We start from the raw sequence: 20,004 nt of genomic DNA, 5'->3' as shown, positions 1-20,004 counted from the left end.
TTGCCGATTGCCTGCCAGCCTTCACCGCCGAGGAATGCCGCCACTATTTCAAGGCCGCCGGGTATGACCCGGATTAAGTCGAATCTGCTCTAGCGCGGATTTTTGGGGTCGGCCGAGATGCTCGCTCCGGCGGCGGCTCTTAGACGAAGCGCCGCCGCCGCTTACGCCCGAGCGGTCAGGGCCTGTCCTCCGCCAGCCGGGCGAAGAGGATATGGTCCTGCCAGCGTCCGGCGATGCATACGAGGCCGCGCGCCAGCCCCTCGCGCCGGAAGCCGCATTTCTCCAGAAGGCGGATGGAGGCGCGGTTATGCGGCAGGCAGGCCGCCTCCAGCCGGTGCAGGCGCAAGGTGCCGAAGGCATAGGGCAGAAGCGCCTTCAGCGCCGCCGTCATATGCCCCTTGCCGGCATAGGGCTCGCCCATCCAATAACCGATCGTCGCCGTCTGGGTCATGCCGCGCGTCACATTGGAGAGCGTCAGCCCGCCGACGAGCGCGCCGCCCGACATGCGGAAGATGAAGAAGGGATAGGTCTGGTCGTCGCGCATCTCCGCGCGGTAGCGCCGTATGCGGCGGCGGAAGGCGCCCCGCGTCAGGTCGTCGGAAGGCCAGATCGGCTCCCAGGGGGTGAGGAAGTCGCGGCTGCGCGCCCTCAGCGCCGCCCATGCGGAGAAATCCGTGATCTGCGGCGTCCTCAGAAAAACGCCCTCTCCGGTGATCGTCGTGCCGAGATCGCTGGAGACGTTCGGGCGCAGGAAGGTCATCTTGCCGCCTGGGTCAGAGCACGGCGCTACCGCGCAAGCGGCCGGCGATGGAGGAGGTATCCGGCAGCCGCCCGATCGGCCCGACGGCCGCCAGGGTCAGCGGCGAGGCGAGCGTCTGTTTGGCCATCTCCGCCACGTCTTTCTGCGTCATGCGCTCCAGATCGGCGAGCAGCTCCTCCAGCGCCAACGGCCTGCCGAGCACCATGATCTGGCGGGCGAGCTGGCCGGCGCGCGCCGCCGGGCTTTCCAGTGCCATCAAGAGCCCGGCCTTGATCTGCGCCTTGGCGCGGGCGAGCTCGTCGTCGAAGATGCCGTCGGTGATCTTCTGCAGTTCCTCCACGATGAGGGCGGTGGCCGGTTTCAGGTCGCCCTTGGAGGTGGCGGTATGCACGCCAAGGACGCCGCTATCGGAGAAGGCCCAGTGAAAGGCGGAGATGGAATAGCAAAGGCCCTTTTCCTCGCGCACGCGCTGGAAAAGCCGCGAAGCCATGCCGTCGCCGAGGATGGTGCCGAGCAGGCGGCCCGCGAAGTAACGCTCCGAGCGCCGCGAGGGCGCCTCGAAGCCGAAGATGATCTGCGCCTCCTGCAGCCGCTTCCTGAGCCGGTGCTCGCCGCCGAGATAGCGCGCCGGCTCCGGCTGCATCGTGCCGTTGGGCTGGAGGCTGGAGAGGGATCGTTCCGCCATCGCAACCAGGGCATCGTGCTCCACCGCGCCGGCGGCGGCGAGGACGATCGAGGTCGCGCGGTAATGGCGGTCGAGATAGTCCTTCAGATTCTGCGATGTCAGGCGCGAGATGGATTCTTCCTCGCCCAGAATGGTCCGCCCTATCGGCTGGCCGGGATAGGCCGCCGCCTGAAAGTGGTCGAAGACGAGATCGTCCGGCGTATCGAGAACCGCCCCGATCTCTTGCAGGATGACGTGCCGCTCGCGGGCCAACTCCTCCGGCGCGAAGGTGGAATTGGTGAGGATGTCGGCGAGCACGTCGACGGCGAGCGGGATGTCGTCCTTCAGGACCCGGGCGTAATAGGCGGTGTGGTCGATGGAGGTGGCGGCGTTGATCTCGCCGCCGACCGCCTCGATCGTCTCGGCGATCTCGCGGGCGCTGCGTCTCGCCGTGCCCTTGAAGGCCATGTGCTCCAGAAGGTGAGAGATGCCGTGCTCGTGCTCGGCTTCCGAGCGGGTGCCGGCATTGACCCAAAGGCCGATCGCCGCGCTTTCCAGATGGTCCATGGCTTCGCTCACGACGGTGAGCCCGTTCGCCAGCTGCGTCAGTCGCATCGTCATCTTTTCACGCCTCGACCTTTGCCGCGCGCGCAAACGAGCGGATCTCCGCCTCCACCGCGCCAAGCTCGGCCGGTAACACCTTGAAGCGCTCTTCGGCGCTCATCATCGCCCGCAGCGGCTTCGGCAGGGCCGGGCGGATGCCGCTGGCCGCCTCCACCGCGTCGGGGAATTTCGCCGGATGCGCCGTGCCGAGCGTCACCATCGGCGCGCCCTCTTGAAGATGCCGCTCGGCGACCGCGACGCCGATGGCGCTGTGCGGATCGATGAGAAGATCGGCATCGGCATGCAGCCGGCGGATCGTCGCCGCGTTCTCCGCCTCCTCTGAGCGCCCGGAGGCGAACAGGCTCTTGATGGAACCGAGAACGCCGTCTTCCAGAACGAAGGCGCCGGATTGCTTCAGGCTCTGCATCTGCCGGCGCGTCGCCGCGGCATCGCGCCCCCCCGCCTCGAAGAGCAGCCGCTCGAAATTGGAGGAGACCTGGATGTCCATGGAGGGCGAGGCGGTCGCCACCACCTCGCCGACCTCGTATCGGCCGCTCTGCAGCGTGCGGTGGAGGATGTCGTTGACGTTGGTGGCGATGACCAGCTGGCGGATCGGCAGGCCCATCTTCGCCGCCGCGTAGCCGGCGAAGATGTTGCCGAAATTGCCGGTCGGCACGGTGAAGGAGACCTCGCGGTGGGGCGCGCCGAGCGCCGTGGCGGCGGCGAAGTAATAGACGCATTGCGCCGCGATGCGGCCCCAGTTGATGGAATTGACCCCCGAGAGCGCCACTTCCTCGCGGAAGGGCTCGTCGGCGAACATCGCCTTCACCAGCGCCTGCGCGTCGTCGAAATGGCCGGCAATGGCGATCGCCTGGACGTTGCTCTCCGTCGGCGTCGTCATCTGCCAGCGCTGCACCTCCGAAACGCGCCCGTCCGGGAAGAGGATGGCGACATCCACCCGGCGGCTGCCGCGGAAGGCCTCGATGGCGGCGCCGCCGGTATCGCCGGAAGTGGCGCCGACGACGGTGGCGCGTTCACCGCGCTCGGCGAGGATATGGTCCATCAGCCCGGCCAGGAGCTGCATGGCCACGTCCTTGAAGGCGAGCGTCGGGCCGTGGAAGAGCTGAAGAAGGAAATGGTTCGGCCCGATCTGCGACAGCGGCGTCACGGCCGGATGGCGGAAGCTGCCATAGGCCGTGTCGATCAGGCGCTTCAGATCCGCCTCGGCGATCTCCTCGCCGACGAAGCGCCGCATGACCGCAAGGGCGATCTCGGCATAGGGCCTGCCGGCGAGGGCGGCGATTTCGTCCTTGGAAAAGCGCGGCCATTCCTGCGGCACGTAGAGGCCGCCGTCGCGGGCGAGCCCGCTCAGGACGACATCGCGAAAACCGAGGGACGGGGCCTCACCGCGCGTCGATACATAGCGCAACAACATCTCCTTGTCGGTTCGGCAGGTTTCGCGTCCGGGCGGCCTTTTTCCGACATCGCGGGCTTTGCCGCAAGCAGTGCGTGCCCTATTGGCTTTCGCCATGTTGGTCATATTCGATTGCGACGGGGTCTTGGTCGATTCAGAGATCGTCGCGGCCCGCGTCGAAGCCCGCCTCCTCACCGAGGCCGGGTTTGAGATCACCGCCGAGGAAATGGCGGCGCGCTTCGCCGGCCTGACGGGCGAGAAAATCTACGAACTGGCTGAGGAGGAGCTCGGCAGACCGATCCCCGATTCCATCCGCGAGCGCTCCGAGACGGAGGTCGACGCGGCGCTGGCCGCCGAGGTGCGTTCCGTCGCCGGCGCGCACGAGATGCTCGACCGCCTCGATGCGGCGATCTGCATCTGCTCCAATTCCAGTCCGGAGCGGCTGCATATGGAGCTGGTGAAGACGGGCCTCTACGACCGCTTCCGGCCGTATATCTACTCCGCCCGCAGCGTGCGCGAGGGGCGCCAGAAGCCTGCGCCGGACGTCTTCCTGCACGCCGCCGAGGAGCTCAACGCCGAGCCTGGCCGGGTTCTGGTGGTGGAGGATTCGGTGCACGGCATTGCCGGCGCCGTGACGGCGGGGATGCGGGTCGTCGGCTTCACCGGCGCTTCCCATTCCTGGCCCGGCCATGCCGAGGCGTTGATGGAGGCGGGCGCGACGACGGTGGTCCGCCGTCTCGCCGACGTGCCGGTCACAGTGGAGGCGCTGGCGGATTGGTCGCTCGTCTGAGCGCCATGGCGCAGACCGCCTTTCCGCTCGTCCTCACCTTGAAGCTCGACCAGGAGAGCTTTGCCTTCTTCGAGGCGCTGCGCCAGCGCCATTATCCGCCCGAGCGCAACCAGGTGCCGGCGCATCTGACGCTGTTTCACGCTCTGCCGGGCGAGCGCCTCGCGGCCATCCGGCCGCTTCTGGCCGAGGCGGCACGGGGCCAGCGCCGCATCGACATGCAGGTGACGGGCGTGACCTCGCTCGGCGGCGGCGTCGCCTTCGGCCTTCGCGCCCCTGCGCTTTCCGCCCTCAGGAATCGTTTGCAGCGGGAGCTGGAGCCCTGGCTCGGCGCGCAGGATCTGGCCGGCTTCCGGCCGCATGTGACGGTGCAGAACAAGGTATCGCCGAAGCAGGCCGAAGCCTTGCGGCGCGAGCTGCAGAAAATGTTCCGCCCCTTCACCGTGCGCGGCGAGGGCCTTCTCCTCTGGCGCTATTGCGGCGGGCCCTGGCAGCACGAGGCGGCGTTCGCTTTCGCGCGCTGAGCCGCGTTGCGTGAGGGCAAGACGGCCCCGGCTTTGCCGCCGAGGCCTTCCCGATGCCAGGTTCACGCGCTGAAGGCCTCAGCGATTGTCGTAGGGGCTGTTGCAGTAATGGCGCTTGCCGTCATAGCCGAGGAAGGTGTCGGTGCGCCGATCGTAGGACCGGTAGCGGTTCTCGCACCATTGCACATGCGCCTTGCTGCTTCTGGGGTCGGCTTGGCTGCCAATGACGACGCCGGCACCGAGCCACCAGGGCACGGCGTACCAGAAGCCGCCGTAATAATGGCGGTAGCCGGGGCGGCGATAGCGGTAGCGCGGCCCGTGCCGGGACCGGTCCCAATACCGTGGCGGCCCTCTGCGGCCGCGATCCCAGCGCCGGTCCCCGTCCCAGCGCCGGCCTTGATCCCAGCGGCGGCCTTGATCCCAGCGCCGGTCCCCGTCCCAGCGCCGGCCTTGATCCCAGCGCCGATCCCGATCCGGGCGGCGGTTGCTTTCGCGACGTCCATCCCCGTCCCAGCGTCCGTCCCGGTTCCATCGCTGATCCCGCTCCGCCCGGCCGGCGGAGGGATTCATGCCCGGCTCGCGCCGGTTGGGGGCGAAATCACGGTTGGGCGCCATCCCGCCTTGCGGCCAGGCCTGATTGGCCTGCGCCTCGATGACAAGCGGGGCGGCGGCGACCGGCGCGGGCGTCTTCGGTGCGGCTGCGGCAGGGATGGGTGCAAGGCTTAGCGCAAGGCACGCCGCCAGCGCGGCGCAGCTCATGCGCACGATAGGCGTGAGCATTTAACTCTCCTCGATCACGAAAAAGGCCCCTTCATGACGCCAATCGCTGGAACGGTGGGCGTTCCAGAGAAGCTGCGAAATCTCCTTAGGGGAGGTGGCTTAGCTGGGGCTGGCGGGGTGGCTGGAGGACGGATCGGAGATGATCACTTCCGCTTCGGGCTTGGCCTTCTCGGCAGGCTCGACATGGATGGCGATATGCATGTCGCCGAGCCGGCCGCGCAATCCTTCCTCGATGTCATCGCAGATCCGATGCGCGTCGGCGACGCTCATTTCGGGCGGCACGACAAGATGGAATTCCAGGAAGGTGCGCTGGCCCGCGACCCGGGTCCTGATGTCGTGTGCCTGGATCGAACCGGCGCCGTGCTTTTGGATGAGGTCGTGGATGTCCTCGCGGATCTCCGCCGGTGCCGCCTCGTCCATCAGCCCGCCGACCGAATCGCGCACCAGATGCCAGCCCGACCACAAGACGTTGATGGCGACGGCGGCGGCCAGAAGCGGGTCGAGAAGGTACCAGCCGGTGAGCCAGGCCGCCGCGACGCCGGCGATGACGCCGACCGAAGTCGCCACGTCGGCGAAGAGGTGCTTGGCATCGGCGACGAGCGCCGGCGAGCGAAAGGCGCGGCCACGCCGTATCAGGTAGGCGGCCCAGGCGCCGTTGAGCCCGGCCGCGAGGCCGTTGATGAGAAGGCCGATGCCCAGATCGTGCAGCGGCGGCGGCGCGAGGAAGGCCGCCCAGGCCTCCCGCAGGATGAGAAGGGCGGCGATGATGATGAGCACGCCCTCCGCCACGGCGGAGAAATATTCCGCCTTGTGGTGGCCGAAGGGATGCGAGGCATCGGCCGGCCGTGCCGCCTGGCGCAGCGCCACATAGGCTCCCCCGGCGGCGGCGAGATTGACGAGGCTTTCCAGAGCGTCGGAGAACAGCGCCACCGAGCCCGTCAGCCACCAAGCGGTGAGCTTCAGCGCCATGACGCCGATGGCCACGGCGATGGAGCCGAGAGCGAAGGCCGCCGGCGCGGCCGCGCTTGGGGGGGCGGGACTCATGATGGGTCGATGACTTACTGGCGGCGCAGCCGATTGAGAAGGTCCCGCGTCGGATATCCGTCCGCCGGCATGCCGAAGGCGAGCTGCGCCTGGCGCACGCCCGCGCGCGTTTTCTGGCCGAGGCGGCCATCGGCCGGCCCGGCATCCCAGCCGCGCGCATTAAGAAGCCTCTGCGTTTCGGCGAGCTCGGAGGAAGACAGCATCGCCGCCGGTTCGCCCCGGCGCATCGGCGGCGCCCCGGCCAGCCGCGTCGCCATATACGCGGCCGCCAGCGAGTAGTTGGAGGAGTTGTTCCACTCCCAGTAGATGTCGAAATTCCGATAGGCGAGGAAGGCCGGTCCGTTACGTCCCATCGGCAGAACGAGCGCCGCCTTCGCCCGGTCGGCCGGCAGGGCGCCGCCGCGCCGCAAGACGCCTTCGCGCGCCCATTCCGCCCGCGAGCGGTAGCTGCCGCGCCCGGCTTTCTGCCAGGCGACGTTCGGGCCGACCGCCACCTCCTCCAGCCAGGGCTCGTTCGCTCGCCAGCCGAGATGTAGGAGGAACTTCGCCGCCGAGGCGAGCGCGTCCGGCACGCTTTCAACCAGGTCGCGCCGCCCGTCGCCGTCGTAGTCGACGGCGAACTTTAGATAGTTGGAGGGCGTGAACTGCACCTGGCCGAGCTCGCCGGCCCAGGCGCCGCGCATCTCCTGGGGTCTGAGGTCGCCCCGCTCCAGAAGCGTGAGGGCGGCCATCAGTTCCTCCGCGAAGAGGGCGGAGCGCCGGCAATCGTAGGCGAGCGTCGCCAAAGAGCGCAGCGAGGAGAAATCGCCCATATAGGCGCCGTAATCGGTCTCCAGCCCCCAGAAGGCGGCGAGCACCGGCCCCGGCACGCCGAAATCGCGCTCGATCCGACGGAAGGTCTCGCCATGCCGCTGCAGCATGGCCTTGCCGCGATCGAGCCGGTTCTTGGAGACCAGCCGGTCAGAAAATTCCAGGAAACTCAGCGACAGCGACGACTGGCTACGGTCGCGCGACAGGACCTTTTCGTCGAGCGTCAACCCGTCGAGGTTCCGCAGCGTCTGTTCCGAGATGCCCTGCCGCGCCGCCGCCTGGCGGAACTCGGCGAGAAAGGCGCCAAAGCTCTGGCCGCCGCGGCAGGCCGTGTCGGCAAGGCCGGCGGCCGGAAGGAGCGTGGCGGCAAGAAGCGCGCCTGCGACCGCAAGGCCTTGCAGGCGGCGAGCTTGGCGTGGAGGGCGATTCATCTCGGCGCGGATGGAAACATGTTGGCCGGCAAAGCGGAAGGCTTTTCGGCAGGGCAACCGGAAAGGGGCGGGCGCGTTGGCATGGCGACACGAGGTTACGCCGGAGGGCTCTTGGTAAAGGAGGATTGCATGGCGAACGCGCTTTCCCGCTCCTATGCGCAGATACGCGAGGAGCTTGACGAGTTGGAGGACAGGCTGGAGAGGGCGGGTCGCACTCTGCCGCAGCGTTTGGAAGGCGCCGTTCCCTGGCGACGCAGATCCCGTCACTGGTACGACACGCCCGCCGAATGGGGCCGGCACGGCGCCGAGACGGCGCGCGATTATGCGCTTGCCGGCGCCGGGGCTGCCCGTGCCGGCGCCCGTGCCGGCGCCGATTACGCGCGGGCCGGGGCGCATTACGTTCGCGAACGGCCGACTTTGGCGGGCCTCGTCGCCGTCGGCGCCGCGCTCGTTCTCGTCGGCGGTGCCATCTACGCCGCGCGCCGCACGAGCCTTTACGTCGAGGAGCCCGATTACGACGTCGTCGACAAGGAGAGCGAGTTCGAGCTGCGCGATTACGGCCCGATGATCGTCGCCGAGACCCGCGCCGCGGGCAGGCGCGAGGAGGCCGCCAATGCCGGCTTCCACCGCCTCGCCGACTACATCTTCGCGCGCCAGCGGCCGGGCCGGAAAATCGCCATGACGGCGCCGGTGATGCAGCTTCCGGTGACGGGCGAGACCGGCCGGCGGCGCGGCTGGCGGGTGCGGTTCGTCATGCCGGCCAAGCTCGGCCGGGCCGAGCTGCCGGAGCCCGTCCAGGACGAGGTGAAGCTTGAGGAGATGCCGGCGCGGCGCGTCGCCGCCGTCACCTTTTCCGGCAATATGACCGATCGTCTGGCCTTGGAGAATCTGGCGGCGCTGCGCATGTTCATCGCCGATCGCGGCCTGACGGCCAAGGCCGAGCCGACCTATGCCTATTACAATCCGCCGATGATCCCGGGCTTCCTGAAGCGCAACGAGATCATGATCGAGGTGGAGAAGGACTGAGCCTTGGCGCCTGTAGCAGCCGCCGGGGCTGTGCCGCAAAGCGGGTCAGCCGTGCCCCATTGTCGTCAAAGGCGCCGAGAAATCTCCCTCTAAGGTCCCCATTGTCGCCCCAGTGCTCGCCGAAGCGGGCGCCGGGAAGAAGAGGGGCGGTACGACCGCCCAGCGGCAAAGGGACCATCCATGCAGTGCAATCCTCGTGCCCGGCGTGCCGCCGGCGCCACGCTCGTCCTCGTTCTGCTTGCGGGCTGGGCGCTCGTTCCGGCGGCCGCCGGCCCCAGGGCACCGGCGGCCCTCGTCGATTTGCCGCGGCCGAAGCCGTCCGAAACGGTGCTGGCGAGCGTTTCCTCGCGTAAGGGCGAGAAACCGGCCACGCGCCCCGCCAAGGCCCGCGACTGCCTGGCGAAGGCCATCTACTTCGAGGCGCGCGGCGAGGCGCCCAAGGGCCAGGTCGCCGTCGGGCGGGTCATTCTCAACCGGGTCAAGGACGAGCGCTATCCGGGTACGGTCTGTGAGGTGGTCTTCCAGAACGCGGAAAAGCGTAATCGCTGCCAGTTCTCCTTCGCCTGCGACGGCAAGACCAAGAACATCGCCGACAAAAAGGTCTGGCGCGAAATCCTGCGCCGCGCCGACTGGCTGCTCGCCTGTCGGGTGGAATGCGGCGAGACGCCGGTCTGGCGCGACGCGCTCTGGCGCTCCACGCATTACCATGCCGATTACGTTTCGCCGGGCTGGGCCAAGCGCATGCGCCCGACCGGACAGGTGGGCCTGCACCGCTTCTTCTACGAAGCGCGCCTTTAGGGGTAGAGCCGCTGGCGCAGCCAGCCATCCCCCTGAGGGGTGAATCGCACCCGGTCGTGCAGGCGGAAGGCGCCGTTGTTCCAGAACTCGATCTGCACGGGGCTGAGGCGAAAGCCGCTCCAATAGGGCGGCCTGGGAATGGAGCCGGCGCCGAAGCGCGCCGTCTCGGCCGCCACGGCCTTCTCCAGCGCAAAGCGGCTTTCCAGCGGCCGCGATTGGCGGCTCGCCCAGGCGCCGATGCGCGACAGGCGCGGCCGGCTGGCGAAATAGGCGTCGGCCTCCTCGCCTGGAACCGGGCTGACGGGGCCGCGGATGCGCACCTGCCGGGCGAGCGACTTCCAATGAAAGCACAGCGCCGCTTTCGGATGCGCGGCGAGCTGCTCGCCCTTGCGGCTTTCTAGGTTGGTGTAGAAGACGAAGCCCGCCTCGTCGAAGCCCTTCAGCAGCACCATGCGCACATCGGGCATGCCGTCTGCGTCGACGGTGGCGAGCGCCACGGCGTTGGCATCGACCGGCTCGGAAGCCTCCGCCTCATTGAGCCATTCGCCGAACAGCGCCACCGGGTCGCCACGCTCGGTGAAGTCACCGCTTGTTAACTCTGCGGAGGCATCTTTTCCGGGAAGTTTCATTTCGGTGTCGGTCAGCTCCCTTGCGTACCTGCCCCTACCACGGCAAGCCGTTGCGTCTCCACTGGAAAGCGGGGCTCGCCGTGTTTGTCGCGCTGCCGCTTTCGGCCTGCAGCATGGTTTCCATGCCCTTCTCCGGCAAAACGGAGACGGCGGCGATCACGACGGGCTCCATCGCCCCGGCGGTGCTCGTGCACGAGCCCCTGCCGGAGGCGCTCTCCTATTCGGACGCGGCCCGTATCGGCCAGACGGCGGGCCTTGCCGGCCTTGACGAGATGCCCAAGGACGGCATCGACTGGATCAACGAGGTGACCGGCTCGGCCGGCGTGGTGCGCCCGCTTTCCTCGCCGGTGGCGAAGGACGCGCGCACCTGCCGCGACATCGAGGCGACGGTGACGAGCATCGGCGGCGTGCACCGCTACGGCGGCACTTTGTGCGAGGATGCGCGCACCGGCCAGATGGAAATCGAGGCGACCGGCTCCGCCAGCTAGGCGCTTGCTCGTCGGTCGAGGGGCCTGCCTCATACCTTTCGCCTTCGCTCTTGCGGGCTGCACCGAGACCGCCCGTATGCCGGGAAGGGTTGCATTAGGCCCGGCAACTGCCATCGCTCTTGGCGAGAGGCGATTGCCTGGAGCACAAATAAGTGATGGTATCCGTTGCTTTTCGCCGCCTGAGGCATGCCTTAACGTCGCGTGTTGAAAGCAAGAATTCTTAAAGAAGACATGCATTCGTGCTTCTTCATCTGGCATTCCGGAAGCGGCGATGGAAAGGTTGGGCCATGACACGTCTCAGAATGCTGTTTTGCTTCGGGCTGTCCGCCCTCGGCTCGTTCGCAATCATGAATGTCGCTGATGCGCAGGAGAAGACGCCCGGCTACAACTATGAGATTCCAAAGGAAATCATGACGCCCGACAAGGTGGAAACGCGGTTGGGCACGTTGAGATTCTTCGATGGCATGCCGGACGAAGATACCGTCTCCAAGGTCTACGACAATCTCGATATCCTGCGCGGCGTGGAGACGTTTCTGAACGGCATCCCCGCAACGTCGATCGAGGCTTTGCGCCGCGGACATGTCGATATGGGCGTCGAAGCGTCCAACAAGGCGATCATTTTCGACAAGCTGCTCGATTCCGCGCCGCTCTTCCTGACCGGCAACACCGACACCGTCTATTGCAGCACGTTTCTCGACCTGAAAAAGGATGGGCCGACCGTCGTCGAGATCCCGCCCGGCTCGGGGCCGGGCACGGTGAACGACGCGTATTTCCGCTTCGTCACCGACATGGGCATACCGGGCCCTGACAAGGGCAAGGGCGGCAAGTACCTGATCCTTCCGCCCGACTATTCCGGCGATCTCGACCCGCCTGTGGGCGGTGAGGCGGCCGAGGTGGAGGGAGAGACCTATTTCGTATCGAAATCCACCAGCTACGTGAACTGGCTGATTCTACGCGGCTTCCTGGTCGACGGTAAGCCGGATGCGGCCACCCGCATGTTCGAGGGTGGCGTTAAGGTTTATCCCCTGAGCCAGAAGGATAATCCGCCCGAGATGACCTTCGTCAGCGGGTCGCGAAAGTTCTTCAACACCATCCATGCCAACAGCTTCGAGTTCTACGAGGAGCTGCATACGGTCATCGAGCGCGAGCCGGTTTCCATGCTGGATCCGGAACTGCGTGGCTTGTTCGCCTCGGTCGGAATTGAGAAAGGCAAGCCGTTTGCACCGGACGCCCGTATGCAGAAGCTCCTGACCGAGGCGGTTGTCATCGGCAATGCGACCGCTCGTGCGCTGGTGTTCCGCCCTCGCATGCAGGACGTCTACTATTATCCCGACAGCGCCTGGGCGACCGCCTTCGTGGGCGGCAGCTATCAATGGCTCAGAGACGAAGGCCGTGGCGGTCGCTACCTGGATGCCCGCACCCTGTTCTTCTATCAGGCAACCGTGAACACGCCGGCCATGGTCCTCAAGATGGTGGGCAGGGGATCGCAATATGCCTACGCAACAAGGGACGGCAACGGCGACTATCTCGACGGTTCGAAGACCTACAAGCTGACGATTCCGGCAGATGTCCCGGTGAAGGATTTCTGGTCGGTCGTCATTTACGATCCCCAGACCCGCTCGGAGCTCCAGACTGGCCAGACCTTCCCCAGCAAGAATAACAAGCGCGACAACCTGGCGCTCAACGCCGACGGCTCGGTCGATCTCTACTTTGCGCCCGAGGCGCCCGAGGGCAAGGAATCGAACTGGATACAGACCGTCGACGGCAAGGGCTGGTACACGCTGCTGCGCCTCTACGGGCCGCTGCAACCCTGGTTCGACAAGACCTGGCGCCCCGGCGAGGTCGAGCTGGTCGAATAGCCGATCGCCGCGTTTGCAGACCAGGTGCCATAAGAGGGGGCCATAAGAGGGGGATATCCGCCCTCATCGAGCGTCGGCGTAGCTCGCGGCCGATCGCCCGCCTTCGGCAGGCCCGCCCTGCGCAGGCTGTGGCTCCGAATTCATCGCTCTCTAACCTCGCTTCGCCGGTAGCGAGGGCCGGGATTGGCATTCACGCCAAACTGCTCCCATATTGGAAAACCGTGGAACCATGCCAATCGGGGGACGATTGATCGATGCGCGACCCTTATGACGTTCTGGGTCTCTCGCGGACGGCCAGCGCCGCCGACATCAAGCGCGCCTTTCGCAAGCTCGCCAAGGCGAACCATCCCGATCATCATCCTGGCGACAAGAAGGCTGAGGCGCGCTTCGCCGAGGTCAACGCCGCCTACGAGATCCTCGGCGACAAGGAGAAGCGCGAGAAGTTCGACCGCGGCGAGATCGACGCTGAAGGCAAGCCGCGCTTTGCCGGCTTTGAGGGCTTTGCCGGCGGCCAGGGCGGGGCGGGTGGCTTCGACCCGCGCGATTTCTCCGACATCTTCGACAGCGTCGCACGCGGCCAGGCCGGGCAGGCCGGCCAGGGCGGGCGCACGCGCACCTTCCGCTTCTCCACCGGCCCCGGCGGGCGCGCCAGCCATGCCGGCGCGGCGGGGGGCGATGAGGATATCCTCAATTCCATCTTCGGCGCTTTCCGCGGCGCCCGCACGCAGGAGGCGCCGCAGGCTCGCCCGCAAAAGGGCGCCGATGTGAAGGCGGAGATCGCCGTCACGCTGGAGGATCTGGTCACCGGCAAGAAGCCGACCGTCAGCCTGCCGGGCGGGCGCGACATGGCGCTGACCTTGCCGAAGGGCGTCAAGGACGGCCAGGTGATCCGCCTGAAGGGCCAGGGCCGCCCTTCCGCCACCGGCGGGCCGCCGGGAGACGCGCTGGTGACGGTGCGCTTCGTGCCGCATCCGCGCTTTCGCGTGGAAGGCGCCGATCTGAGGCTCGATTTGCCGGTCTCGCTCGACGAGGCGGTGCTCGGCGGCAAGGCGACGGTGCCGACCCTTGAAGGCGCCGTCAGCCTGACCATCCCCGAGCACACCAATGGCGGGCGCGTCCTGCGCCTGAAGGGCAAGGGCCTGCCGAGCGAGAAGGGGCGCGGCGACCTTCTCGTCACCCTTCGCATCGCCTTGCCGGAGGCGCGCGATCCGGAGCTGGAGGCCTTGATGCGCAAATGGCGCGAACAGGGCGTCTCCGCCGGCAAGGCCTCCGCCTGAGACCCTTTTCGTCGGGTTCTATGCCACCGGCTTCAGCGAGGCCGGCGGCACCGAATCGGCCGGCACGAAGAAATCCGGCTGCAGCGCCATCGTCGGGTCGACCCGGTAGCTGTCGAAATCGGTGACGCCCTCTTCGGCGAGGAAGCTGTCGTCGATGAGGAAGTTGCCGGTGAACTCGCCCGCCGGTTTCAGGAAGATGCGATAGGCGGCGTCGGCGAGGATTTCCGGCTTGCGCGAGGCGCGCATCATGGCCTCGCCGCCGACGATGTTCTTGATCGCCGCCGTGGCGATGGTGGTGCGCGGCCACAGCGCGTTGACGGCGATGCCTTTGGCGCGGAACTCGCCGGCGAAGCCGAGGACGCAAAGGCTCATGCCGTATTTGGCGAGCGAATAGGCAAGGTGCGGCGCGAACCAGCGCTCCTGGAGGTCGAGCGGCGGCGACAGCATCAAGACATGCGGGTTTTCCGCCTTCTCCAGAAAGGGCAGGGCGGTCTTCGTCACCATGAAGGTGCCGCGGGCATTGACCTGATGCATGAGGTCGAAGCGGCGCATCTCCGTTTGCGGCGTGCGCGTTAATTGGATGGCGGAGGCGTTGTTGACGAGGATGTCGATGCCGCCGAAGGTCTCTGCGGTCTTGGCCACAGCCTCCTTCACCGCCGTCTCCTCGCGGATGTCGACCTCGAGCGGCAGCGCCTTGCCGCCCGCTTTCTCGATCTCTTCCGCGGCGGTGAAGATGGTGCCTTCCAGCTTCGGATGCGCGCGCGCCGTTTTGGCGGCGATGGCGATATTGGCGCCGTCGGCCGCCGCTTTCAGCGCGATGGCGAGGCCGATGCCGCGCGAGGCGCCGGTGATGAAAAGGGTCTTGCCGGCAAGGCTCATCGTAGATCTCCGTGGCGCGGCTCAGGCGCCGAGAAAGGCGGCGAAGGCGGCCTGCGCCTCGCGGCTGGCGAGCCGCTCGCCGAAGAGTTCGGCCTCCGCGTCGATGCGCGAAAGCACTTCCTTGCGCTCGCCGCGCAGAAGCCGGCGCGAGGCGAGCATCGCTCCGCGCGGCTTGGCGGCGAGGATTTCCGCGGCCTCAAGAGCGGCGGCCTCCGCCTCGCCTTGCGCCACCACCTTATTGACGAGACCGGCCGCCAGCGCCTTTTCCGCGTCGAAGGCCTGGCCCATGACGAGAAGCTCAAAGGCGCGCTGATGGCCCATCAGCCGCGGCGCCAACAGGCTGGAGGCGGCTTCCGGCACGAGCGCGAGGTCGACGAAGGGCGTGCGGAAGCTGCTCGTCGCGCCCGCCGCCACATAGTCGCAATGCATCAGGAGCGTCGTGCCGATGCCGACGGCGAGCCCGTCGACGCCGGCGATCAGCGGCTTGTCGCTGAGGGCGAGCTCTTTCAGGAAGTTGAGGATGTCGGCGGCGAGGCCGAAGCCGCCATGCCGGTCGGTGCCGGCGCTGAGAAGGTCGCCGATATCGTTGCCGGCCGAAAAGGTGCCCGTCTCGCCGAGAAAGACGCAGGCGGCGATCTCGTCCTCCTCGCCGGCCTGGCGCAGCGCCCCCACCATGGTGTGATACATCGCCGTGGTCAGGGCGTTCTTCTTCTGCGGCCGGTTGAAGCGGATGAGGCGGATCTTGCCTTGTGCGGCCGCACGATCCTCGATCACGACATCGCTCATGACGCGGCGGCCAGAAGCTCGGGCGAGGTCTCCAGAACGGCGCCGGCGCCTTCAACCACTTCCTGGCGAAGGCCCTGCGTCTGGCGTCCGAGCCGTTCGGCAAAGCCGCGCGCCACCTGGACGCGCAGCTGCCCCGCCGCGCTGCCATCGGCCTCCGTGGCGAGCGCGCCCTTGGCGAGATAGGCGCCGCCGGCAGCAAGCCCGAAAAGCTCCAGGAAGGGCGTGGCGCCGGCAAGCGCCGCCTCCACCCGCCCGGCGGAGAGCTCACCGATGAGGTGCTCGCTCGCCGCTGCGCAATCTTCCAGGGATGCCGAAACCGCCTCGCCCATGCTGCCGAGCTCGGGCCGGTTGGAGGCGCGGGCCGCCTCGGCGATCTCGCCGAGCTCCTTCAGGTAGCGGCGCACCGTCTCGCCGTCGGAAAGCGGCAGTTTGCGGGTAACGAGATCGATCGCCTGCACGCCGTTGGTGCCCTCGTAGATCGGCGTGATGCGCGCATCGCGCAGATGCTGGGCCGCGCCCGTCTCCTCGATATAGCCCATGCCGCCATGCACCTGGATGCCGGCGGAGGCGACCTTCACCCCGGCATCGGTGGAGAAGGCCTTGGCGACGGGGGTGAGCAGCGCCGCGCGCTCGCCCCAGAAGCCGTCTTTGCCGCCCTGCGGCGCCGGCGCGCCGACCTTGCCCATGTCCAGCGCATGGGCGCAGGCGTAGCAGATGGCCCGGCTCGCCGCCGTCAGCCCGTGCATGGCAAGCAGCGTGCGGCGGATGTCGGGATGGGCGATGATCGGGCTCATCTCCCCGCCGTCCTTGCCGGCGGCGCGCCCCTGGCGCCGTTCCTGGGCATAGGCGGTTGCCTGCTGCAGCGCCCGTTCGGCGACGCCCACGCCCTCGATGCCGACCATCAGCCGGGCGTTGTTCATCATGGTGAACATGGCGTGAAGGCCGCGATTCTCCTCCCCGATGAGGTAGCCGACGGCGCCCTTTTCCTCGCCGGCGGGGCCGGCGCGCCCGTCGCCGTAGAGCATGACGCAGGTCGGCGAGGCGTGGATGCCGAGCTTGTGCTCGATGGAGGCTGCGAAGACGTCGTTGCGCGCCCCAAGCGTGCCGTCCTCCTTGGCAAGGTATTTCGGCACCAGAAAGAGCGAGATGCCCTTGGTGCCGGCCGGCGCGTCCGGCAGGCGCGCAAGCACGGTATGGACGATGTTCTCCGTCAGATCGTGCTCGCCGTAGGTGATGAAGATCTTCTGGCCGGCAATGCGATAGGTGCCGTTCTCGCCGCGCTCGGCGCGGCAGCGAAGAGCGCCGAGATCGGTGCCCGCCTGCGGCTCGGTGAGGTTCATCGTCCCCATCCATTCGCCGGTGGCGAGCTTTTCCAGATAGAGCCGCTTCAATTCTTCGCTCGCATGCAGGTCGAGCGCTTCCACGGCGCCGACGGTGAGCGTCGGCCCGAGCGCGAAGGCGAGCGAGGCGCCGTTCCAGATGTCGAAAGCCGCCACCTGCAGGGTGAGCGGCAGGCCCTGGCCGCCGAATTCGGCCGGCGCGGAAAGACCGGCCCAGCCGCCTTCGCACCATTTGCGATAGGCGTCCTTCCAGCCCGCCGGCATGGTGACGGCGCCGTTCTCGTAGCGTGCCGGCTGACGGTCGCCGACTTCGTTGAGCGGGGCGATCTCCTCGGCGGCGAAGCGCCCGGCCTCTTCCAGGATGGCCTCCACCAGATCCTCGCTGAGATCGCCGAAATGGCCGCCCGCCAGGGCTTGCGAGAAGCCGGTGACGTGCTTCAGCGTGAAGGCGATTTCTGCAACGGGCGCTCGGTACATCTCTTTAGTCCTCCCGGGGGCACGATTCTGTCATGCCCGTGGCTTTCGGTCCATCTATGCCATCTGGTCGCCGAGGCACGGCGCTCCTGCTATCAGGCTTGACGGGCCGCTGTGAAGAAGCGATGCGTGAAGTCTTCGCGGCCGGCCCGCTTTCCGCCTCTCCGGCCCCCGTATCCCGGCCCCGTGTCCCGGCCCCGTGTCCCGGCCCCGTGTCCCGGCCCCGTGTCCCGGCCCCGTGTCCCGGCCCCGTGTCTATGTGCCGTTGACGTAAGCTGCAAGGATGACGAAGCGTCATGGGCGCGAAAATTCTCCGCTGGCGTGAACACGACAACGAGGCGGTGCTCCAGGAGGCGGTCGCGATCCTGGCCCGCGGCGGTCTTCTCGCCATCCCGACGGAGACCGTCTACGGCCTTGCCGCCGATGCCGGCAACGGCGAGGCGGTCGCCGCCATCTTCGCCGCCAAGGGCAGGCCGCGCTTCAACCCGCTGATCGCCCATGTCGCCGACGCCGCGATGGCGGCGCGCTGCGGCCGCCTTGAGAAAGGGGCGCGCCGCCTCGTCGAGGCCTTCTGGCCGGGGCCGCTGACCCTCGTCGTGCCGCTGGCGTCCGGCGCGCCGATCCATCCCTTGGTGACGGCTGGCCTCGATACGGTGGCGTTGCGCCAGCCTGCGGGGCCTTCGGCGACGCTGATTGCCCGTTTCGGCCGCCCGCTCGCGGCCCCGAGCGCCAACGTCTCCGGCCGGCTGAGCCCGACGCGCGCTTCGCATGTGCTTGCCGAACTCGGCGACAAGATCGAGGCCGTCGTCGATGCCGGCCCGTGCCGGGTCGGCCTTGAATCGACCATTGTCTCGCTCACCGGCGAGACGCCGCGTCTGTTGCGCCCGGGCGGGCTGGCGGCCGAGGAGATCGAGGCCGCGCTTGGCGAGAAGCTCGTCCGGTATCGGCCGGGCGAGGCGGGAAATGCGCTGCAAGCGCCCGGCATGCTGGCGAGCCATTACGCGCCGCGCGCGCGGCTGCGCCTTTCTGTCGCTGCGGTGGATGAGGGCGAGGCGCTGCTCGCCTTCGGCCCGTCCCTGCCGGCAAATGCCGCGGCCGCGCGCGCCATGCGCAATCTCAGTGACAAGGGCGATCCCGTGGAGGCGGCGGCGAATCTCTTCGCATTCCTGCGCGAGCTCGACGAAAGCGGCGCGCCGGTCATCGCCGTCGCCCCGATACCGTCCGCCGGGCTCGGCGAGGCGATCAACGACCGGCTCGCCCGCGCCGCCGCGCCGCGCCCGGCCTGAAGGCGAGCGCAACGGCCGAGCCGTTTCAACTGGACGGGCGATGGCGGGCGGCTACTTTCAGACCTTTGCAGCAACCCGATGACTTTCAGGTTGCGCGCTGCTAAGGCACAAGGGTGACGACACTACTTCTGCATCATTCCGATTTTCTGGAGCATCTGACGGCGCCCGGCCATCCGGAGCGGCCGGACAGGCTGAAGGCGTTGCACGCCGCCCTCGACCATGAGGCCTTTGCCGCGCTGGCGCGCGAGGAGGCGCCGATGGCCGAGCCGGACATCGCCTGTCTCGCCCATCCGCAGGCCTATGTGGAGAAGGTGCGCCAGGCCATTCCGGAGATGGGGCTTGCCCGCATCGACGCCGATACCGTGGTCTCGCCCGGCTCCTGGCATGCGGCCCTGCGCGGGCTCGGCGCCGTCTGCCGTGCCGTCGACGCCGTTGTCCAGCGCCAGTACCAGAACGCCTTCGCCGCCGTCAGGCCACCCGGCCACCACGCCGAGCGCGACCAGGCGATGGGCTTTTGTATCTTCAACAACGCCGCCATCGCCGCCCGCTACGCCCAGCGCGACTATGACATGGAGCGCGTCGCCATCGTCGATTGGGACGTGCATCACGGCAACGGCACGCAGGATATCTTCTGGTCCGACGACAGCGTGCTCTACTGCTCCACCCACCAGATGCCGCTCTATCCGGGCACCGGGGCGGTGTCGGAGACCGGCGCCGGCAATATCTGCAACGCGCCGCTGAGGGCCGGCGACGGCAGCGAGCTCTTCCGTGAGGCTTTCCGCGAGCGCGTCCTGCCGGCGGTCAAGGATTTCTGCCCCGATCTCATCATCGTTTCGGCCGGCTTCGACGCCCATCACCGCGACCCCTTGGCGGAAATTAATCTCGACCATGAAGATTTCGCCTGGGCGACGGGCAAGCTCATGGATCTGGCCGATCATTGCGCCGAGGGCCGGCTCGTCTCGCTCTTGGAGGGCGGCTACGATCTCAGGGGCCTTGCCGTCTCGGCCGCCGCGCATATGCGCATGCTGATGACCGCCTGAGAGAACCAGCAGCCAGAGGATTGCCGATGACCGAGGAGACGGGCCAAGCGATCGACAAGATGTCGTTCGAGACCGCCCTTGCCGAGCTGGAGAAGATCGTCACCGATTTGGAGCGGGGCGAGGTTCCGCTGGAGCGCTCTGTGGCGCTCTACGAGCGTGGCGAGAAGCTGAAGAAGCGTTGCGAGGCGCTCCTGTCGCGCGCCGAGGAGCGGGTGGAGAAGATACGCGTCGGCGCCGATGGCGCCGCCGCCGCCACGGAGCCGCTTGATTCCTGAGCCTGGCGGCTCGCTATTGCGCGGGGCCGC

General features: G+C 67.8%; 19 protein-coding genes and 1 pseudogene. 10 read left to right on the top strand and 10 right to left on the bottom strand.

Going from position 1 to position 20,004, the window contains the following annotated elements:
* Window positions 1-175 precede the first annotated feature (175 nt).
* Genes Q331_RS0113890 through thrC form a run of 3 tightly spaced genes read right to left on the bottom strand, consistent with a single transcriptional unit; the run spans window position 176 to window position 3,456 of the window.
* Window positions 176-760 carry a GNAT family N-acetyltransferase gene (locus tag Q331_RS0113890; protein ID WP_026381178.1) on the bottom strand — a complete coding sequence of 195 codons (585 nt, stop codon included), beginning with the start codon at window positions 758-760 and terminating at the stop codon, window positions 176-178.
* Between the two features lie 13 nt (window positions 761-773).
* Window positions 774-2,045, bottom strand: a complete 1,272-nt coding sequence (locus Q331_RS0113885) for a M16 family metallopeptidase (RefSeq protein WP_026381177.1) — start codon at window positions 2,043-2,045, stop codon at window positions 774-776.
* Window positions 2,046-2,049: 4 nt separating this feature from the next.
* Complete coding sequence (thrC, locus tag Q331_RS0113880) at window positions 2,050-3,456, bottom strand: threonine synthase (RefSeq protein WP_034492285.1); 1,407 nt, start codon at window positions 3,454-3,456, stop codon at window positions 2,050-2,052.
* A gap of 100 nt (window positions 3,457-3,556) precedes the next feature.
* Here thrC and Q331_RS0113875 point away from each other — a divergent pair, with 100 nt between their 5' ends.
* On the top strand, window positions 3,557-4,231 hold the full coding sequence (locus Q331_RS0113875) for an HAD family hydrolase (protein ID WP_034492284.1): 675 nt from the start codon (window positions 3,557-3,559) through the stop codon (window positions 4,229-4,231).
* Window positions 4,216-4,752 carry a 2'-5' RNA ligase family protein gene (locus tag Q331_RS0113870; RefSeq protein WP_051631172.1) on the top strand — a complete coding sequence of 179 codons (537 nt, stop codon included), beginning with the start codon at window positions 4,216-4,218 and terminating at the stop codon, window positions 4,750-4,752. The genes Q331_RS0113875 and Q331_RS0113870 overlap by 16 nt, the downstream gene beginning before the upstream one ends.
* A 78-nt stretch (window positions 4,753-4,830) precedes the next feature.
* Here the strand turns inward: Q331_RS0113870 and Q331_RS23120 are convergent, their stop codons facing one another.
* The 3 genes from Q331_RS23120 to Q331_RS0113855 all read right to left on the bottom strand — a co-directional run bounded on the left by Q331_RS23120 (window position 4,831) and on the right by Q331_RS0113855 (window position 7,817).
* Complete coding sequence (locus tag Q331_RS23120; RefSeq protein ID WP_051631171.1) at window positions 4,831-5,532, bottom strand: BA14K family protein; 702 nt, start codon at window positions 5,530-5,532, stop codon at window positions 4,831-4,833.
* Window positions 5,533-5,631: 99 nt separating this feature from the next.
* Window positions 5,632-6,576, bottom strand: coding sequence for a cation diffusion facilitator family transporter (locus Q331_RS21705; protein ID WP_051631170.1), 945 nt, complete (start codon window positions 6,574-6,576; stop codon window positions 5,632-5,634).
* Window positions 6,577-6,590: 14 nt separating this feature from the next.
* A complete protein-coding gene (locus Q331_RS0113855) occupies window positions 6,591-7,817 on the bottom strand; it encodes a lytic murein transglycosylase (RefSeq protein ID WP_026381173.1) in 1,227 nt (408 codons plus the stop codon).
* A gap of 129 nt (window positions 7,818-7,946) precedes the next feature.
* Between Q331_RS0113855 and Q331_RS0113850 the strand changes: the two genes are divergently transcribed.
* Together Q331_RS0113850 and Q331_RS21700 are read left to right on the top strand one after the other, a co-directional pair.
* Window positions 7,947-8,843: an SOUL family heme-binding protein gene (locus Q331_RS0113850; protein WP_084175061.1), complete on the top strand. Its 897-nt coding sequence runs from the start codon at window positions 7,947-7,949 to the stop codon at window positions 8,841-8,843.
* A gap of 387 nt (window positions 8,844-9,230) precedes the next feature.
* Window positions 9,231-9,641: pseudogene (locus Q331_RS21700) on the top strand (cell wall hydrolase); the annotation flags it as partial.
* Here Q331_RS21700 and pdxH read toward each other — a convergent pair.
* A complete protein-coding gene (pdxH, locus tag Q331_RS0113840) occupies window positions 9,638-10,270 on the bottom strand; it encodes a pyridoxamine 5'-phosphate oxidase (RefSeq protein WP_026381171.1) in 633 nt (210 codons plus the stop codon). The pseudogene Q331_RS21700 and the gene pdxH sit on opposite strands and share 4 nt — an antisense overlap.
* 80 nt (window positions 10,271-10,350) lie before the next feature.
* Between pdxH and Q331_RS0113835 the strand changes: the two genes are divergently transcribed.
* The 3 genes from Q331_RS0113835 (at window position 10,351) to Q331_RS0113825 (ending at window position 13,894) form a co-directional block, all read left to right on the top strand.
* The gene (locus Q331_RS0113835) at window positions 10,351-10,758 is read left to right on the top strand and encodes an RT0821/Lpp0805 family surface protein (RefSeq protein WP_034492235.1); all 408 of its coding nucleotides are present in this window, start codon (window positions 10,351-10,353) and stop codon (window positions 10,756-10,758) included.
* Between the two features lie 347 nt (window positions 10,759-11,105).
* Window positions 11,106-12,617 (top strand): DUF1254 domain-containing protein, encoded by a 1,512-nt coding sequence (locus Q331_RS0113830; protein WP_156953356.1) that lies wholly within the window; start codon window positions 11,106-11,108, stop codon window positions 12,615-12,617.
* Window positions 12,618-12,871: 254 nt separating this feature from the next.
* Window positions 12,872-13,894 (top strand): DnaJ C-terminal domain-containing protein, encoded by a 1,023-nt coding sequence (locus Q331_RS0113825; protein ID WP_026381168.1) that lies wholly within the window; start codon window positions 12,872-12,874, stop codon window positions 13,892-13,894.
* 18 nt (window positions 13,895-13,912) lie between these two features.
* Here Q331_RS0113825 and Q331_RS0113820 read toward each other — a convergent pair whose 3' ends face one another.
* Genes Q331_RS0113820 through Q331_RS21695 form a run of 3 tightly spaced genes read right to left on the bottom strand, consistent with a single transcriptional unit; the run spans window position 13,913 to window position 17,376 of the window.
* Window positions 13,913-14,773: an SDR family oxidoreductase gene (locus Q331_RS0113820; protein ID WP_026381167.1), complete on the bottom strand. Its 861-nt coding sequence runs from the start codon at window positions 14,771-14,773 to the stop codon at window positions 13,913-13,915.
* 21 nt (window positions 14,774-14,794) lie between these two features.
* Window positions 14,795-15,559 (bottom strand): crotonase/enoyl-CoA hydratase family protein, encoded by a 765-nt coding sequence (locus Q331_RS0113815; RefSeq protein ID WP_026381166.1) that lies wholly within the window; start codon window positions 15,557-15,559, stop codon window positions 14,795-14,797.
* Window positions 15,556-17,376: an acyl-CoA dehydrogenase gene (locus Q331_RS21695; RefSeq protein WP_034492232.1), complete on the bottom strand. Its 1,821-nt coding sequence runs from the start codon at window positions 17,374-17,376 to the stop codon at window positions 15,556-15,558. Before Q331_RS21695 ends, Q331_RS0113815 begins: the two co-directional genes overlap by 4 nt.
* A 293-nt stretch (window positions 17,377-17,669) precedes the next feature.
* On the opposite strand from Q331_RS21695, the gene Q331_RS0113805 reads away from it, so the two are divergent.
* From Q331_RS0113805 to Q331_RS0113795, 3 genes are all read left to right on the top strand, one after another.
* Complete coding sequence (locus Q331_RS0113805; protein WP_034492230.1) at window positions 17,670-18,659, top strand: L-threonylcarbamoyladenylate synthase; 990 nt, start codon at window positions 17,670-17,672, stop codon at window positions 18,657-18,659.
* Between the two features lie 113 nt (window positions 18,660-18,772).
* Window positions 18,773-19,699, top strand: coding sequence for a histone deacetylase family protein (locus Q331_RS0113800; RefSeq protein WP_026381164.1), 927 nt, complete (start codon window positions 18,773-18,775; stop codon window positions 19,697-19,699).
* A gap of 26 nt (window positions 19,700-19,725) precedes the next feature.
* Window positions 19,726-19,974: an exodeoxyribonuclease VII small subunit gene (locus Q331_RS0113795; RefSeq protein WP_026381163.1), complete on the top strand. Its 249-nt coding sequence runs from the start codon at window positions 19,726-19,728 to the stop codon at window positions 19,972-19,974.
* The last annotated feature ends 30 nt before the right edge of the window (window positions 19,975-20,004 follow it).

The sequence above is a fragment of the Afifella pfennigii DSM 17143 genome, assembly GCF_000688515.1.
In the GTDB taxonomy this organism is placed as follows: domain Bacteria; phylum Pseudomonadota; class Alphaproteobacteria; order Rhizobiales; family Afifellaceae; genus Afifella; species Afifella pfennigii.
The sequence above is the reverse complement of the archived record's forward strand: the minus strand, read 5'-3'. Positions and strand labels throughout refer to the sequence as shown.